This window comes from Streptomyces sp. NBC_00012, from assembly GCF_045040875.1.
Taxonomy (GTDB): domain Bacteria; phylum Actinomycetota; class Actinomycetes; order Streptomycetales; family Streptomycetaceae; genus Streptomyces.
Genome location: NZ_CP108309.1, coordinates 3,333,739 through 3,348,950, shown reverse-complemented (window position 1 = coordinate 3,348,950; position 15,212 = coordinate 3,333,739). Strand labels below are relative to the sequence as shown.

At 66.6% G+C, this 15,212-nt stretch carries 20 protein-coding genes; 16 read left to right on the top strand and 4 right to left on the bottom strand.

Going from position 1 to position 15,212, the window contains the following annotated elements; translation table 11 throughout:
• Nucleotides 1-33 precede the first annotated feature (33 nt).
• The 13 genes from cpaB to OHA19_RS15145 all read left to right on the top strand — a co-directional run bounded on the left by cpaB (nucleotide 34) and on the right by OHA19_RS15145 (nucleotide 11,066).
• Nucleotides 34-741, top strand: coding sequence for a Flp pilus assembly protein CpaB (cpaB, locus tag OHA19_RS15205; RefSeq protein WP_405750530.1), 708 nt, complete (start codon nucleotides 34-36; stop codon nucleotides 739-741).
• A 7-nt stretch (nucleotides 742-748) separates the two neighbouring features.
• Nucleotides 749-2,035 (top strand): CpaE family protein, encoded by a 1,287-nt coding sequence (locus OHA19_RS15200; RefSeq protein WP_405750527.1) that lies wholly within the window; start codon nucleotides 749-751, stop codon nucleotides 2,033-2,035.
• 90 nt (nucleotides 2,036-2,125) lie between these two features.
• Complete coding sequence (locus OHA19_RS15195) at nucleotides 2,126-2,518, top strand: TadE/TadG family type IV pilus assembly protein (protein WP_405750524.1); 393 nt, start codon at nucleotides 2,126-2,128, stop codon at nucleotides 2,516-2,518.
• Nucleotides 2,515-2,913: a TadE/TadG family type IV pilus assembly protein gene (locus OHA19_RS15190; RefSeq protein ID WP_405750521.1), complete on the top strand. Its 399-nt coding sequence runs from the start codon at nucleotides 2,515-2,517 to the stop codon at nucleotides 2,911-2,913. Before OHA19_RS15195 ends, OHA19_RS15190 begins: the two co-directional genes overlap by 4 nt.
• 59 nt (nucleotides 2,914-2,972) lie before the next feature.
• Nucleotides 2,973-4,310: a CpaF family protein gene (locus tag OHA19_RS15185; protein ID WP_405750519.1), complete on the top strand. Its 1,338-nt coding sequence runs from the start codon at nucleotides 2,973-2,975 to the stop codon at nucleotides 4,308-4,310.
• Nucleotides 4,311-4,320: 10 nt separating this feature from the next.
• The gene (locus OHA19_RS15180) at nucleotides 4,321-5,259 is read left to right on the top strand and encodes a type II secretion system F family protein (protein ID WP_405750516.1); all 939 of its coding nucleotides are present in this window, start codon (nucleotides 4,321-4,323) and stop codon (nucleotides 5,257-5,259) included.
• A 14-nt stretch (nucleotides 5,260-5,273) separates the two neighbouring features.
• Entirely contained in the window at nucleotides 5,274-6,152 is an 879-nt protein-coding gene (locus OHA19_RS15175) for a DUF5936 domain-containing protein (RefSeq protein WP_405750514.1), read from the top strand.
• A 60-nt stretch (nucleotides 6,153-6,212) separates the two neighbouring features.
• Nucleotides 6,213-7,529: a sensor histidine kinase gene (locus tag OHA19_RS15170; protein WP_405750512.1), complete on the top strand. Its 1,317-nt coding sequence runs from the start codon at nucleotides 6,213-6,215 to the stop codon at nucleotides 7,527-7,529.
• A 53-nt stretch (nucleotides 7,530-7,582) separates the two neighbouring features.
• Nucleotides 7,583-8,680, top strand: coding sequence for a response regulator (locus OHA19_RS15165; protein WP_405750509.1), 1,098 nt, complete (start codon nucleotides 7,583-7,585; stop codon nucleotides 8,678-8,680).
• Nucleotides 8,681-8,922: 242 nt separating this feature from the next.
• Nucleotides 8,923-9,153, top strand: coding sequence for a hypothetical protein (locus OHA19_RS15160; RefSeq protein ID WP_405750507.1), 231 nt, complete (start codon nucleotides 8,923-8,925; stop codon nucleotides 9,151-9,153).
• Entirely contained in the window at nucleotides 9,153-9,761 is a 609-nt protein-coding gene (locus OHA19_RS15155) for a pilus assembly protein TadG-related protein (RefSeq protein ID WP_405750504.1), read from the top strand. Before OHA19_RS15160 ends, OHA19_RS15155 begins: the two co-directional genes overlap by 1 nt.
• A gap of 31 nt (nucleotides 9,762-9,792) precedes the next feature.
• Nucleotides 9,793-10,407, top strand: a complete 615-nt coding sequence (locus OHA19_RS15150; protein WP_317860627.1) for a hypothetical protein — start codon at nucleotides 9,793-9,795, stop codon at nucleotides 10,405-10,407.
• A gap of 8 nt (nucleotides 10,408-10,415) precedes the next feature.
• The gene (locus OHA19_RS15145; RefSeq protein WP_405750500.1) at nucleotides 10,416-11,066 is read left to right on the top strand and encodes an OmpA family protein; all 651 of its coding nucleotides are present in this window, start codon (nucleotides 10,416-10,418) and stop codon (nucleotides 11,064-11,066) included.
• A gap of 66 nt (nucleotides 11,067-11,132) precedes the next feature.
• On the opposite strand, the gene OHA19_RS15140 is transcribed toward OHA19_RS15145, so the two are convergent.
• Nucleotides 11,133-11,324: a hypothetical protein gene (locus OHA19_RS15140; protein WP_405750498.1), complete on the bottom strand. Its 192-nt coding sequence runs from the start codon at nucleotides 11,322-11,324 to the stop codon at nucleotides 11,133-11,135.
• A gap of 11 nt (nucleotides 11,325-11,335) precedes the next feature.
• Entirely contained in the window at nucleotides 11,336-12,187 is an 852-nt protein-coding gene (locus OHA19_RS15135; protein WP_405750495.1) for a helix-turn-helix domain-containing protein, read from the bottom strand.
• A gap of 321 nt (nucleotides 12,188-12,508) precedes the next feature.
• Between OHA19_RS15135 and OHA19_RS15130 the strand changes: the two genes are divergently transcribed.
• Nucleotides 12,509-13,030, top strand: coding sequence for an ATP-binding protein (locus tag OHA19_RS15130; protein WP_405750493.1), 522 nt, complete (start codon nucleotides 12,509-12,511; stop codon nucleotides 13,028-13,030).
• Between the two features lie 315 nt (nucleotides 13,031-13,345).
• Entirely contained in the window at nucleotides 13,346-13,609 is a 264-nt protein-coding gene (locus OHA19_RS15125) for a hypothetical protein (RefSeq protein ID WP_405716236.1), read from the top strand.
• A gap of 92 nt (nucleotides 13,610-13,701) precedes the next feature.
• Here the strand turns inward: OHA19_RS15125 and OHA19_RS15120 are convergent, their stop codons facing one another.
• Together OHA19_RS15120 and OHA19_RS15115 are read right to left on the bottom strand one after the other, a co-directional pair.
• A complete protein-coding gene (locus OHA19_RS15120) occupies nucleotides 13,702-14,112 on the bottom strand; it encodes a VOC family protein (protein WP_405716238.1) in 411 nt (136 codons plus the stop codon).
• Nucleotides 14,113-14,160: 48 nt separating this feature from the next.
• On the bottom strand, nucleotides 14,161-14,553 hold the full coding sequence (locus OHA19_RS15115; RefSeq protein ID WP_405750491.1) for a helix-turn-helix domain-containing protein: 393 nt from the start codon (nucleotides 14,551-14,553) through the stop codon (nucleotides 14,161-14,163).
• A gap of 147 nt (nucleotides 14,554-14,700) precedes the next feature.
• Here OHA19_RS15115 and OHA19_RS15110 point away from each other — a divergent pair, with 147 nt between their 5' ends.
• Nucleotides 14,701-15,204 carry a DUF3995 domain-containing protein gene (locus OHA19_RS15110; RefSeq protein WP_405750488.1) on the top strand — a complete coding sequence of 168 codons (504 nt, stop codon included), beginning with the start codon at nucleotides 14,701-14,703 and terminating at the stop codon, nucleotides 15,202-15,204.
• Nucleotides 15,205-15,212: the final 8 nt, after the last annotated feature.

Sequence of the window (15,212 nt, the reverse complement as noted above, 5' to 3'; positions counted from 1 at the left end):
CACGCATCCGAATCGAACGAGGTTGTCCGGCCCATGAACTCCCGTCAGCGCCGCGGCGTGATACTCCTGCTTTTGTCGGTTCTGTGCGCCTTCGGCGCCTTCGCCGGCGTGCTCTCGGTGATCAGCGACGTCAATTCCAAGGTCGGGCCGGAGGTCTCGGCCTACCAGCTGAAGTCCGACGTCGCTCCCTATACCGCCCTGTCCTCCGGACAGTTCGAGAAGATCTCGATGCCCAAGCGCTGGCTCTCCACCAACGCGGTGACGGACCTCTCCGAGGTCAACGGCAAGATCGCCGTCACCCAGCTGCGCAAGGGCTCGCTGCTCCAGTCCGACATGATGCAGCGGCGCCCCGAACTGCAGCCCGGGGAGCAGGAGATCGCCATCATGATCGACGCGGCGACCGGTGTCGCGGGCAAGATCACCCCGGGTGCCACCGTCAATATTTACGCCACCTTCGCCAGTGAGCGCGACGGCGACCCTTCCCAGTCGAAGGTCATCGTCTCCAACGCCAAGGTCCTGGACGTCGGCAAGCTGACCGCCCTGGAGCCCAGCAGCGACGGCAAGTCCAACATGGGCACCGAGGCCGTCCCGATCACCTTCGCGCTCAACACGCTCGACACCCAGCGCATCGCCTACGCCGAGTCCTTCGCGGAGCACGTACGCCTCGCGCTCCTCGCCTCCGGCAGCGACAGCACCATCCGTCCGGGCGACCGCACCTACACGCTCGACAAGGACAAGTGAGGATCGAATGACCACGAGGATCCTCCCGGCCGTCGGTGACGTCGACGCGGCCAGATCCGTCACCACTCTGCTCAGCCAGCTCCCCGAGGCGGAACCGGCCGCTCCGGTCACTGACTCGACGCAGCTCATCGACACCCTCGCCCGGCTCGCGGGTGAATCGCTCGACGATCTGCCCGAGGTCGTGCTGGTCCACGAGCGGATCGGTCCGGTGCCGGCGCTGGAACTGATCCGGGAGGTCTCCCTGCGCTTCCCCGCCATCGGGGTCGTGCTGATCACCGCCGATGTCACCCCCGGTCTGTTCTCGTCCGCGATGGAGTCGGGTGCACGTGGTGTCGTCACCCTCCCCCTGAGCTACGAGGAATTGGCCAGCAGGGTTCAATCCGCGGCCCAATGGTCCGTCGGCGTCCGCCGCCACCTGACCACCGGGGCCGATGTCTTCACCGGTCCCGGCGGTACGGTCATCACCGTCAGTGGCGCCAAGGGCGGCGTCGGGACCACCGTCGCCGCCGTACAGATCGCCCTGGCGGCGCAGGCATCCGGGCGCAACGTGGCCCTGGTGGACCTGGACCTCCAGACCGGCGACATCGGCTCGTACCTCGACGTGCAGTTCCGGCGTTCCATCGTCGACCTGTCGACGATCACCGACATATCGCCGCGCGTCCTGTCCGACGCCGTGTTCAGCCACAGCACCGGCCTGGCGCTGCTGCTGGCCCCCAACGAGGGCGAGAGCGCCGAGGAGGTCAGCGACCGCTCGGCCCGGCAGATCGTCAGCGCCCTGCGGTCACGCTACGAGGTCGTGGTGATCGATTGCGGCAGCCAGCTCCAGGGCGCCAGCGCGGCGGCCATCGAGATGGCCGACACGGCACTGCTGGTCACCACACCCGATGTGATCGCGGTGCGCGGTGCGAAGCGGGCCGTACGGATGTGGGAACGGCTCCAGATCCGCAAGGCCGAGGACACGGTCACGCTTGTCAACCGCTTCATCCGCAACACCGAGATCCAGCCGCAGCTGATCGAGAAGATCACCGGAACCACGACGGCCAACACCGCCGTTCCTGCGAACTTCAAGGAGCTCCAGGCTGTCGTCGACGCGGGCCGGCTGCACGAACTCGACTCCAAGAGCGCGGTCAAACAGGCCCTCTGGGCCCTTGCGGGCGAGCTCGGCATCGTCAAGGTTCCTGAGAAGGCGGAAAAGAGCGGCGCGAAGAGCATCGCGAAGTTCAAGAACGACCGAGGCTCGATCGGGCGCAGACGCGACCGCGACAGCGACTCCCGGAACCGGCAGACGACCTAGGGGGCAAGTTGACCAATGGCACTTACCGAGACGAGAGACACGGAGATACGGGGAAGGCGGCACGGTGACTCCGCCCCGGCGGGGGGCGGGATGCACGTCCGCCTCTTCGGCCGGGGGCGTGACCGCGGCCAGACCGCGATCGAGTTCCTGGGCGTTACACCGCTGATCATCCTGTTGTGCGTCGCGCTCTGGCAGTGCGCGCTGATCGGCTACACGTTCTCCCTGGCGGGGAATGCGGCCGACGAGGCGGCCCATGCGGGCGCCATCTCGGAGGGATCGCGGGGCCGTGCCTGCAGGGACGCGTCCGAGAAGAACCTGCCGAAGGTGTGGCGGGAAGCGATGAAGCGGACGAAGTGCGATGACTCGTCCGGGCTGTACAAGGCCACGGTGAAGCTGCGGGTGCCGGTCCTGGTGCCCGGAGTCTTCAATCTGCCGATGACCATCGAGGGCAACGCCGCGTCGCCGCTGGAGGCCGAGCGATGAGCATGCACACGCACACGCCGGGCCGGAGGCCCCCTGCGTCCCGCCGTGACCGCGGGCAGGTCGCCTTTGAGTACATGGGCTTCATCCCGCTGATGCTGCTGGTGGGTCTCTTTGCGATCCAGCTGGGGGTCGCTGCGTACGCCGCCAACCAGGCTGGCACCGGCGCTCGCACGGCGGCGCGTGCCGCCTCTCAGGACGTGCCGCGAGGGGATTCCGAGCGGGCAGGCCGCGACGCAATGAGTGACTGGCTCGGCAGCTACAAGAACTCGAAATTCAGCCGCCACGGCGGGTCCGGCAAGGTGACGTACACCACTCGCGTGAGGATCCCTTCCGTAGTTCCCGGTATCGACGACTGGGGTTGGGCCAAGCGCAGTTCCACCATGCCACGAGGGTGAGCGGGGCCCACATCGCACGACCGGAGCACCACAAGCAAGTCTGAGCGAGGAGTTACGCAATGAGTCTGCGGGCACGCATGACTGCCCCCGAGAACAACGGCGGGGCGCGGGAGGACAGCCACATGGTGGCCACCTACCGCGCCAAGCTGCTCGAAGAGATCGACCTGGCGGAGATGTCCTCGCTCGCCGCCGCAGACCGGCGGGCTCGGCTGGAGCGTGTGCTCAGCCACATCATCAGCCGTGAGGGCCCGGTCCTCTCGACGGTCGAACGCACCCAGCTGATCCGCCGGGTGGTCGACGAGGCCCTCGGGCTCGGCATTCTGGAGCCGCTCCTCGAAGACGCGTCCATCACCGAAATCATGGTGAACGGGCCGGACCAGATCTTCGTCGAGCGCAGCGGCAAGGTCGAGAAACTGCCGATGCGCTTCAGCTCGCACGAGCAGCTGATGCAGACCATCGAACGCATCGTGTCGACGGTCAACCGTCGTGTGGACGAGCAGAACCCCATGGTTGACGCGCGTCTACCCAGTGGCGAGCGTGTCAACGTGATCATCCCGCCGCTGTCGCTGACCGGGGCCACGCTCACCATCCGACGGTTCCCGAGGGCCTTCACGCTCCAGGAAATGATCAATGTCGGCTCGCTCGACGACCAGATGCTGATCCTGCTGGCCGGACTCGTCCAGGCCAAGCTCAACGTCATCGTCTCCGGCGCCACCGGCACCGGAAAGACGACGCTCCTCAACGCGCTCTCCGGCCTGATCCCCGACAGTGAGCGCATCGTCACCATCGAGGACTCCGCGGAGCTCCAGCTCCAGCAGAGCCACGTAATCCGGCTGGAGTCCCGGCCGGCGAACGTCGAGGGGAAGGGCCAGATCACCATCCGTGACCTGGTCCGCAACTCCCTGCGTATGCGACCCGACCGCATCGTCGTCGGTGAGGTCCGTGGCGGGGAGTCGCTCGACATGCTCCAGGCGATGTCGACCGGTCACGACGGGTCGCTCGCCACGGTTCACGCCAACAACGCCGAAGACGCGCTCATGCGTCTGCAGACCCTGGCGTCGATGTCCGAGATCAAGATCCCGTTCGAGGCACTGCACGATCAGATCAACAGCGCCGTCGACGTCATCGTCCAGCTCACCCGACATGCCGACGGTTCCCGAAAGATCACCGAGATCGCCGTCCTCGACTCGCACGGGCGCGATCCTTACCGCATCGTGACCGTCGCCAAGTTCGACGCCCAGCCGATGGACGCCGAGGGACGGATCAACGGCGAGTTCAACTACCTCCCGATCCCGCGCAAGATCGCCGAGCGCCTCTACATGGCCAGCCAGCCCGTCCCGCAGGCCTTCGGGGTCGCCGCATCCGCCGAACAGCTCGCCACCCGAGAGGCCAACTAGGTACCGTGCCATGACGAATCTTCCTCTTCTCACCATCGGCGTGACGCTGCTCGCTGGCGTCACCGGGGTCGCGGGCCTCCACGCCTACTCCGGTGGAAAAGCCGACCGGGATGCGTTGGTGGACCGCCTTTCGCACACCGGCCACATCCCGGAGACAGGGCGCCACCGCCGATTCCGCAGCCTCGACAGCAGGCTTCGCAAGACTGGTCTGGGTCGGAAGCTCGAACTGAAGCTGGCCGCCACCGGTCTCGAAATCACCCCGGGGGAGTTCTTCGTTTACGCGATCGCAGCCATGGCCGGGCTATGGATGATTGCTTCGTCGATCCTGGCAAGCTTCTTCGGTCCGGTCGCGGCACTCATAGGGCTCTGGGGTACCAACGCCTTCCTGAACTGGCAGCGAACCCAACGCACCGAACGCTTCATCAACCAGCTGCCCGAGCTCGCACGCATCCTCGCCAACGCAACCCAGGCCGGTCTCGCGCTGCGGACCTCCATCAGCATGGCGGCGGACGAGATGGAGAACCCGGCAGGCGAGGAGCTCGCCAGGGTCTCCCGGCGCCTCGCTGTAGGTGAACCCCTCGACGACGCGCTGAGCGAGCTGACCGACCGGCTGCCCTCCCGCGAACTCGTCGTCCTCGTCACCACCCTCGTCCTGTCCAACCGGGCCGGCGGTACGGTCGTCAGCTCGCTGCGAAACCTCACCGAGACGCTGGAGGAGCGCAAGGAGACCCGGCGAGAGGTCAAGACCCAGCTTTCCCAGGTCACTGTCACCGCGTATGCCGTCCCCATCTTCGGTCTGGGCGCCATGTTGCTGATGAATGCTGTCATGCCCGGTGCACTCGACCGCATGACCGGCGCCTTCATTGGCCAGGTGGCGGTGGTCATCGCCATCACCCTCTACGCGATCGGGTTCATCGTGATCCGCCGCCTGTCCAGGATCGACGTCTGATGGGCGGGGCGAACATGGACCTGCTGCTCGCAGGCATCATGGGTCTTGCGGTGTACGGCGCCATTGCCGGTGTCCGCATGTACCGGGCGGACGCGAAGCTCCCTGGTGACCTTGCGATCGCTCTGGAAGTCGGCTCCACGCGCACCAGTGCGGTCGGTTCCGGCATCGACCGGCTCGGCATGCGCTGGGCCCCCGCGATTCTTCGGATGATGGGCCCAAAGGCCGTCAACAAGAAACGTCGCCAGATCGACATGGCCGGAAACCCGGGCGGTCTGACCATCGACCGTTACGCCGCCCGTCGCGCTGTCTATGGTGCCCTCGGTGGGTTCGGGGCGTTCGCGATGATCATACGTGGGCAGTTGTTCCTCTCCCTGATTCTGATCGCCTTCGGTCTGTTCTGGGTCGAGGTCGGACTCTGGTCGGCGGTGCGTGTCCGTCGCGACCACATCGACCGGACGCTCCCGGACTTCCTCGACGTCCTCGCCGTCGTCGTATCGGCAGGTCTCGGCTTCCGCCAGGCGCTGGGACGGGTCGCCGAGAAGTACGAAGGCCCCTGGGCCGACGAGCTCCGCATCACACTGCGCCAGATGGACATGGGTGTCAGCCGCCGTGAGGCGTTCGAGCAGCTGCGCAAGCGCAATGACTCGGAGCAGGTCGCGATGTTCGTGACCACGCTTCAGCAGGGCGAGGAGCTTGGTGCGCCGATCGTCGAGACGCTGATCCAGATCGCCAACGACATGCGGCGCACGGACGCCCAGAACGCCCGCCGGAAGGCGGCCCGGGCGGTCCCCAAAGCGACCTTCGCCGTCACCACATTCCTTCTTCCCGGAACCCTGGTGCTGCTGACCGTCGGCTTTGTCTACGGAGCCAACGTCGACCTCAGCTTTCTCTAGGACTGATGACGTGAACGACGCGGGCGGCGGGCAGAACGGGAAGAGGGAGGTGACAGGCTCATGTCTTTCCAACTCGGCAGCATCCAGACCGGAGTGAACGCGGAGGTGCGCCGAGCCATCGCCGATCCCGGATCACGCCCGGCGTTCGCCATCCAGCTCAACGCCCTCCAGGCGATGTGCCGGCAGGTCTTCGGCTTCCGGCTAGCGATGATTGCGATAGCCACACCCTTCGCCATCGACCACACGGCCTCAGGACCGGCCACCTGGCTGATCGGCTCGGCCATCCTCGTCACGTTCATGGGCTCGTACGTTCTGTTCCGCGACTGGGAACGCTTCGGCCCCGTACTCCTGCGTCACCCCTGGCTGCTGGGCATAGACGCCTTCTTCGGAGCCCTGCTGCTGATCACCGCGAGCCCCGAGTCCACCCTTGCCTACGTCACCGTCTGCACCCCCCTGCTGGCCGGACTCGTCTACGGCTGGCGGGGTGCGGCGGTCTTCGCCGCACTCCAGATCGTCATCGTCCTCGGGGTTTACGGAACCAATCCGAAACTGCAGCCCACCAATGCCACGGCGCTTTTGCTCCCCGGTTTCTGCGTGATTGCGGGTGCCGTCGGCGTTACTCTGCGTAACCTGCTCCTCCGCTTCGGGACGGCCAGCCAGGCGCTCACCGAGACCCGGGCCCGTCTCGCCGTCAGCGAGGCCGTGGAGGGCGAGCGCACCCGGCTCGCCCGGGAAATGCACGACTCGGTGGCCAAGACCCTCCACGGCCTGGCACTGGCGGCCGACGGCCTGGCGGTGTCCTCCGGCCGGATGGACCCGCTCACCGTCAAGCATCAGGCCGAACTGGTCGCCCGCGCTGCCCGCCGGGCCGCCGCCGAGTCCCGTGAACTGCTGACCGACCTGCGCCGCGAGTCCGGACTGGACGGAGGAGTGGACGTGACACGCGAGCTGCGGGCCCGTGCCGACGACTTCACCCGGCGCCACGAGCTCACCGCCACCTTCCGACTCCTCAGCGACGTCCCGATCCCACTGGTCCCGCAGGTGGTCGCCCGCCAGCTGCTCACCATTGCCTCCGAAGCGATGGAGAACGCCCACCGTCACGCACAACCCACCTACCTCGTCGTACTCGCAGGTGTGAAGGGCGACGTCCTGCGCGTCAGCGTGTACGACGACGGGCGCGGCCTGCCCCCTGGCACAACGCTCGACGATCTCCGGCACGCCGGGCACTTCGGCCTGGTCGGAATGGTCGAGCGTGCCGCGTCCATCGGCGCCCGTATTCGTATCGGAAAAGGGGAGGCGATCAAGGGCACCGAGGTCCGCCTGGAACTCCCGATCGCCGCTCTGCTCGACACTTCCGGCGCGGAGCAGCCCGGCTGAACCGCTCCGTTTTCACCCTCACCCCCCATCAGACCCTTGAGAGGAGGTCGCAGATGCCGGACGACGTCTCCCGCGCGTCGGGCCAGAACTGGGCCGCACAGCACCACGCGTCCCAGCACACGTCCCCGCACGCCACACCGCTCACCTCGGAGCCCAGCTCCCACGCGTTCCCTGTCTCCCAGCAGCCCGCGGCATCCGAGCCCCTGTCCCCCTTTCCCGCGGCGGTGCCCGTGGCCGTTCCCAGCGCACTGAGGGTCGTCGTCGCCGATGACAACCCGGTGGTCCGAGCCGGCCTCGGCGTCCTGCTCTCCGGCCGCGACGACATCGAGGTCGTCGCAGAGGCCACGGACGGGCGCCAGGCCTACGACATGGCCGTCCAGCACCGTCCGGACGTCGTCCTGCTCGATGTCCGGATGCCCGGCGTGGACGGCATCTCCGCGCTGCCACACCTTGTGCAGATCGCCCCCGTGATGATGCTGACCTACAGCCGTGAGAACGAGATCGTCCACGAGGCACTGCGCCTGGGCGCGAGCGGCTATCTGGTCCACGGCGAGTTCACGGCCGATCAACTGGTGCTGGCCGTACGCGACACGAAGAACGGCCGGGCCCACTTCACCGCCACCGCGGCGAACGCACTCCTCGCCCATATGCGCCAGGGCCCGGGCGCACAGGGACGACCGCTTCCCGAGGGGCTCGGGACGGCTCTGACTACGGGCGTTCCGTACCAGGGGTCAGGGTACGACGGCCATGCGCCGAGTTCCGTTCAGCAACACGGTGCGCCTGCACATGTGGCCAAGTCAGAACCGTCTCCACCTGCGCCGCGACCCGTCCGTACACCGCAGGGTCTTTCGCATCTGCAACCAGTTGTGGCACAGTCTTCCATGGCCGGGGAACCGGGTGCGATGCTCAACAGGCAGCAGTACGGGCTGAGTTCACGGGAGGTGGAGGTCATGGAGCTGATCGCTTCCGGCATGAGCAATCAGCAGATCGCCGCCACCTGCTTCATCAGCGAGAAGACGGTCAAGAACCACATCAACCGCATCTTCACCAAGCTGCACAGTGCGAGCCGCAGTGAGGCCATCGCCCGCTGGCTCGGCACGGCCCCCTCGGCGGGGCATGGAGCGCGTGAGGCCGGTGGTCACCGTGGCTGAGTGGCAGGCCGGGACGGGGCGTGCGGGGCGTGGGGCCCGACAGCACGCATCGGAGTCGAAGACCCAACTGACCTTTTGGGCCCGGGAATGGGTCCTGGGACCCTCCGGCGAGCGGGGCGCGCCGCCGTATGTTTCTCATGTCGCCAGCGGCACCGGCCAGGAGGAAGCCGGTACCGCAGGCGGCACCAAAGAAACTTGCGAGTCGGCCGGCTACCGGTCGGCCGAACCCGGAGGGGAACACCATGTCGGACATCACCCTGAAGACTGCCGTTCGCATCAACGGCTGGGCCAACACCGCCGTGACCCGCATCCAGAAGCGCTACGAGAACATGGACCGCGGCCAGACGGCGTTCGAGTACCTGGGCATCATCCTGGTGGTCGTGGCGATCATCGGTGCGATCGTGGCGACCGGCATCGGCTCCGCGATCAGCGAGAAGATCAAGGGCTTGGTGGGCACCATCGCGACCAAGTAATGAGGCGTCGCACTCGTACCGATGCAGGGCAGGCCTTCCCCATCTATGTAGCGATGGTGGCGGGCCTGCTCTTCCTCGCGTTCGCATTCTTTGCCGTCGGCAAAGCCTCGGCCTTGCGTAACGGAGCCCAGGGGGCCGCGGATGCTGCGGCTCTGGCTGCCGCCCAGCAGACTCGTGAGCAGTTCGGGGCGCCGTTCTACGCTTCGCTGCCCGGAAAGATGCTGGACCCTTTTCTGAATGCCCACCCGGTTCTCGGCTGCCCTGCGGCTTATGGGCTCGCCTCGGCGAATCGGGCAACCGTCACGGGCTGTTACCCGACGCTCGGTGGCCTGCGGGACCGGATCAGGGTTGAGGTCAAGGGGCATGACTCGGTGGACTCGCCGGTCGTTCGCGATACGGAGAACGTGGTCGGTGAGGCCAAGGCCACCGCTGTCATCGAATTTCGCTGCCCCAACTGGGAGTCCGTGGACTTCAACGACGACGGCGTCCAGGACATGTACTTCTTCACCTGCAGGGGCGGCGAGATGCTCGAAATCGAGCCTGCCAAGCCAAAACCCTGGTCAAAGGTGAGCAAGATTCTCTACGACGTGCACCTGGTCGACAACTGACGGCGAACGACGAGTAAAGGAATCAGAATCCATGAGCATTCGGTGCTCCACCAAGTCCCGAAGGGCAATGGCTGCGGTGTCTTTGGCATCCGCCCTGGCTCTGGCCGTCACGGGCTGCGGCACTGACGGTGGTGGCGACAAGGCGAACGGTGCCAGTTCGTCACCGTCCTCCGAGCCGTCCAAGCCTTCAGACGGGGATAAGGCGGCGAAGAAGGAGGACACCGCTGCCGGGGACAACGTGGACCCGAATGTGAAACTCGCCGAGATCAGGGGAAGCGGACTGACTCTCGTGATCAACCAGGTGAAGCGTGACTCCGGAGGGTTCGTCACGGTTCAGGGCGAGATCAAGAACGTGAGCGACCGGGCACAGAACTCCGGTTCGTGGGCCGGCCAGGAGACTGCGATTGCCACGAAGAACCCGAACTCCGTGGCCGGTGCGACGCTGGTGGACAAGGTAGGAAAGAAGCGTTACTACGTTCTCCGGGACACGGAGAGTCGTTGTCTCTGCACCACCAACATCCTCCCGGTGTCGCCGGGTGAGTCGACCCCGATCTTCATGCAGTTCCCGGCACCTCCGAGCACGACGGCGGAGGTCGACTTCACCCTGCCGACGTTTGCGACGACCTCCTTGAAGATCTCAGGGTGACGGCCGACATGACCCAGACTCAAACCCGGTTGAAGCCCATCAGTGCTGCTGGACTCACCGTCGCGGCAGCCGTGGTCGTTGTGAGCACCACGCTGTTCGGAGCGGCCTCGGCGTTCGCCGACGACGGTCCGAGCGTGCCCCCGGGCACCGAGGCGACGTCGGTGCCGCCGGTGAAGCTCGACGCCAACGATCCCGACCTGAAGATGCCCGAGGGCGGCACGCTGGCCCCCTCCAAGGTTCTCGACATCGTCCAGGTGATTGAGGACGAGGGCGGCGAAGAGCGTCGCGAGGACAGCAACGCGAACATCAAGTTCGCGCTCCAGGCCGAGGTCCTCTTCGGCAAGGACAGCGCGAAACTGAGTGCCGCGGCCAACTCCCGCATCGCGGCCATCGCTACAGAGATCAAGAAGCAGAACGCCACCAAGGTGCGCGTCTTCGGCTTCACCGACGACCTCGGCTCGTCGGAACATGGCGATGTGCTGTCCAAGCAGCGTGCCAACGCCGTGCAAGAGGTGCTGGTGAAGGATCTCGGGTCGACCGTCACCTTCGAGATCCGCGGCTACGGAGAGCAGTACCCGATCGCCGACAACAGCACGGAAGAGGGCCGGAAGAAGAACCGACGCGTGGAGGTCTCCTTCCCGCGCGGCACGTCTTCCTGAGGAACCGCGCCACAGCAAGCCTGGCCCGGCACCGCGAGCGCCTGCGGTGCCGGGCCCTTTGCGCGCTTACAGCAGGTGGTCGGCCTTGCCGGCCTTGATGTCGCGGATCAGTTGCTGGAGCGCTTCGCGGCTGTCGACGAGGTAACGATCCTCCTCGCCGCGAACGGCGATGAATCCATTGCCTTCTATGTCTGTGCCGAGCCTGAAGCAGTTGTTCCCCTCGCCGCAGTACGGCTCTTCCCAGTCGATCTCGGGCATGCTGAACGTCCTTAGAGTTGGCGGGAGACGGCGCGAATGAAGTGCCGGGAGTCGACGGAAGGCAGCGAGGCTTCCTCCATCCAGTCCAGGTGTGCGCGGTACTTGGTCAGCTGCGCATCCGCGTGCATGAACTCGGGTCCGTGAGCTGAGTCGAGCTGCACGGTGTCGAGTTGGGGCACGACACCATGGGCGTAGAGGAGTGCGTGTCCGGCTCCGGGGAACGCGCCTCGGTCCACCGGAATCACCCGCACATCGATGTGCTCGCGCTCTGACATCTCGCACAGGTGCAGCAACTGCTCGCGCGTGACGTCTCGGCCTCCGAACTGCATGCGCAGGGCGGCCTCATGGACGTATCCGACATAGTCGGTGGGAGTCTCGCGGTCGAGCACCTGTTGCCGTTCCATGCGGTGTGCGACCCGCAGTTCGATCTCCAGACGGGTCAGTTCGGGCAGAACGGCGCCGAACACCGCGCGGGCGTACCCGTCGGTGTGGAGCAGGCCAGGAAGGTGGACGGTCTGCGCAGTACGGATACGCGTTGCGTGCCATTCGAGTTCGGCGATGTCCAAGAGGCCTGACGGGAGTGTGCCCCTGTACTGCTCCCACCACCCACGTTCGCGCTGCTCGGCCATCTCGGCGAGCGCGTCGACGTAAAGAGACTCGGCGCAGGCGTAGTTGCAGGCCAAGGTGCGTACGCGAGCGGGCGTAATCGGGCGGACTCCGCCCTCCATGTTGGAGATCTTCGTCCGGTCGATGCCCAGTAGTCCGGCCGCGTACGAGGTGGTCGCCTCGGCTGCGGCGCGCATCTTGCGCAGCTCGGCGCCGAGCCGCTTCTGGCGCTCTGTCGGGGTGGAACTGCTTGGCATAGGCCCTCTCTTCCGCGGACTGTGGGAACAGTCTGCCGCTGCGGAGGGTGCCCAGTCCAACACGAGAGAGGCAATTGCCTCTGATTCAGCGGCACGCGTGCCGATGCTGCGCTACGTTAGGTCACGCACCGCTCACACAGCGCCGACGAGCCGGAAGTGCATCACGCGGTTCCGCCCGCAACCTCCTGCCCTGGGAGGGGCAGTCCCGCGTCAGGGAGACAGGCCACTGCTCGTCCACAACACAACAACGTGAGCCACCCGTGCGCGCCCACGCGAAAGAGAGAAGCCGCCAACTCGCCACCCGTACCAGGAGAGTCACTCATGCATTCATCTCCACTTGCCGTACTCTGCCCGGCCGTTGCCGAGGCACGCACGCCGGCCCCGTATCCCCACCGCACTCTGCGACCGGCCCCGCAGCCCGCCCCTCGGCCGGGCGGCTCCGGTCGCGGGCTCGTCCTCAGCTTCACGCTCCCCGGTGACGTCCGCAGTGCGTTCATCGGTCGTACCGCCATCTCCGCCGCGTTGGAGGTCAACGGGCTCGCCCCGTACGTCTGGCCCGCCACGCATGCCGTCGCCGAACTCGTCGCGGTCACCGCCAGGATGAGCCCGGGGCGGGAGCTCTACGTCTCTCTGCGCCACCGGGACGACGCGGTCCGCCTTCTCGTCTGGGACCAGCATCCGCACCACAGCGATCGTGACCTGGCGACGCTCTGCGAGACGCGGCGGCGGCGGGCGTTGTGGTTGCTGGCGGCCGTGGTCGACGACTGGGGCGGGGAATGGGGTGCCTGCGAGGCGGAGCCGCCGCAGCGGGGCACCAAGTCGTGGGTGGTGCTGCCGCGCTGACGCTCGCCCCGTGATGTCGGGCAGCCGTCCGGCGGCGGCCCATCCTTTGCGAGGCGGCGGAGGTGCCTTCTGGGCCTTGCGGGCGCTGCGCGAGGCTGGTCGACAAGACAGCCAGGAACAAGTATGGATATCCGCGATCAAGGCCGCGAAGATGGGGCGTGGGGCCTTCAGGAAGTCTGTTGACGGCCTGTCCGGCTGGAACCCGCCGAAGTGGGCCGTCACAATTGCGCCCGCTTACGCGATCGACGAGGTCATCGCGTACGTGATCAGCAACTTCCAGTACGGCCGCGCGCTCATTGGCCCAGGAGGTTTTCGTTGTCGGAACGTCAGGAAACGATCGAGCGTAACCTGTGGGCTGCACCAGCTCTCTTTGTATTTGTGGCATGGGTGCTGTTCAAGGTGGATTCCAGTCCGGTGATGCCGAAAATCGCCTGGATCGTTTATGCGGCTGGTTGGATTCCGGTTCTGGGGATGCTCGGCCGGACTGTCGCGCAGCGAAGAAACCCTGGGATCGGTGCGGTCTTCGGCTGCGGAATCCTCCTGATCATGGGTGCCGTGTTCCTGGCCAACCATGGATGACGCCTCGGGTTCACCCGCGCCCGTGCAGCGGCCCGGCACCGCGTGTGCATCGCGGTGCCGGGCCCCTGTCGTTGTCCAGCTGCAACAGGCGCTCAGCTCTTCGGCTGGGTGAAGCGGATGCGGTTGCCGAAGGGGTCGCGCAGGCCGCAGTCGGTTCCGTAGGGGCGTTCCGTGGGCTCCTCGGTGAACTCGACGCCCTGGGCCAGCAGCGTCTCGTACGTCTTGCGGCAGTCGTCCGTGGTGAAGATGAGCCAGCCGCCCATCGCGCCCTTGGTCACCAGCTCCCGTACCTGCTGGGCCGTTTCCTCGGACATGGCCGGGGCGCCCGGCTTCTCCAGCATGATCTGACGCTCGGGGTGGCCGGGGACGCTGACGGTCAGCCAGCGCATGATGCCCATGTCGACATCGGCGGCGACCTCCAGGCCGAGCTTGCCGACGTAGAAGTCGAGGGCCTCGTCCTGGTCGAGGACGTATATCTGCGATTGCGTGATGGCGTTGAACATGTGCATCACGCTACGGGTCACGCTCGCAGAAAACTTATCCAAATCTGCTCAGCTGCTCGGCCGCATCCAGGCCATGGTGAAACAGGTCGGGACGCCCGTGGCCGTCGATTCCGTGCGGTACGTCCTGGGCGAGCGGCCGACGATGTCGTGGAACGTACGGCTGAACGTCCCCGGGCTGCCGAAGCCGACCTCGTAGCAGATGTCCGTCACGCTGCGGTCGGTCTCCCGCAGCAGGAACATCGCGCGCTCGACGCGGCGGCGTTGCAGATAGCGGTGGGGTGTCTCGCCGAACGTGGCCCGGAACGTACGGGCGAAGTGCGCCTGGGACACATGCGCGATCCGGGCCAGGGCCGGGACGTCCAGTGGCTGCGCATAGGCGCGGTCCATCGCGTCCCGCGCCCTGAGCATCCGGCGGTTGGTCTCTTCCACGGCGCGGTTCACGGAGCCATGACATCACACGGCATGCGCGTCTAACGGTCAGCCCTTGGGTGATCAAGTCCGATGTGTGCCGTTGGATGCCGCGCCTGACCGGACGGTGCGTGCGTCGGTTTCGCAGCGACGCCGGCAGCTGCCTGGCACGGCAATGGCATGCTCCTCGCCATGTATGGAGATCTGCAGGGCAAGACCACACCGGGACTGTGGGGGCGTATCGCGTGTACCTGGGCGGTTGCTTTCGCTGGGCTTCATTTCTACTGGGCGCTGGGCGGAGCGTGGGGCCTGAGTGTCTCGGCGGGACCCCTGGCCGAGGAACGCCCTGGCTGGTTCGTGGCGGTGGGTCTGTGGGGCGTGGGAATGCTGTGCCTTGTCGGCGGCGTGCTGGGACGGCTTCTCGCCCGGCCGGGGCTTGGTGGCCTGGCCGGACGGGCCGTCAAGGCGCTGGGCTGGTGCGTTTGCGCCGTGCTGCTGATGCGCGGCATCACCGTCGAGGTACTGCTCCTGACCGGCACGGCCGGCCCGGAGATGGACGTCAGCCCGGAACAGCGGCTATGGACGTTGACGCTGTGGAACCCCTGGTTCCTGGTCGGCGGCCTTGCCTTCGGTCTGGCCGCACGAGGCTTCGGAAGAGCGGAGAGCCCGAGTGGCGCCGCTTGACGTTGCGT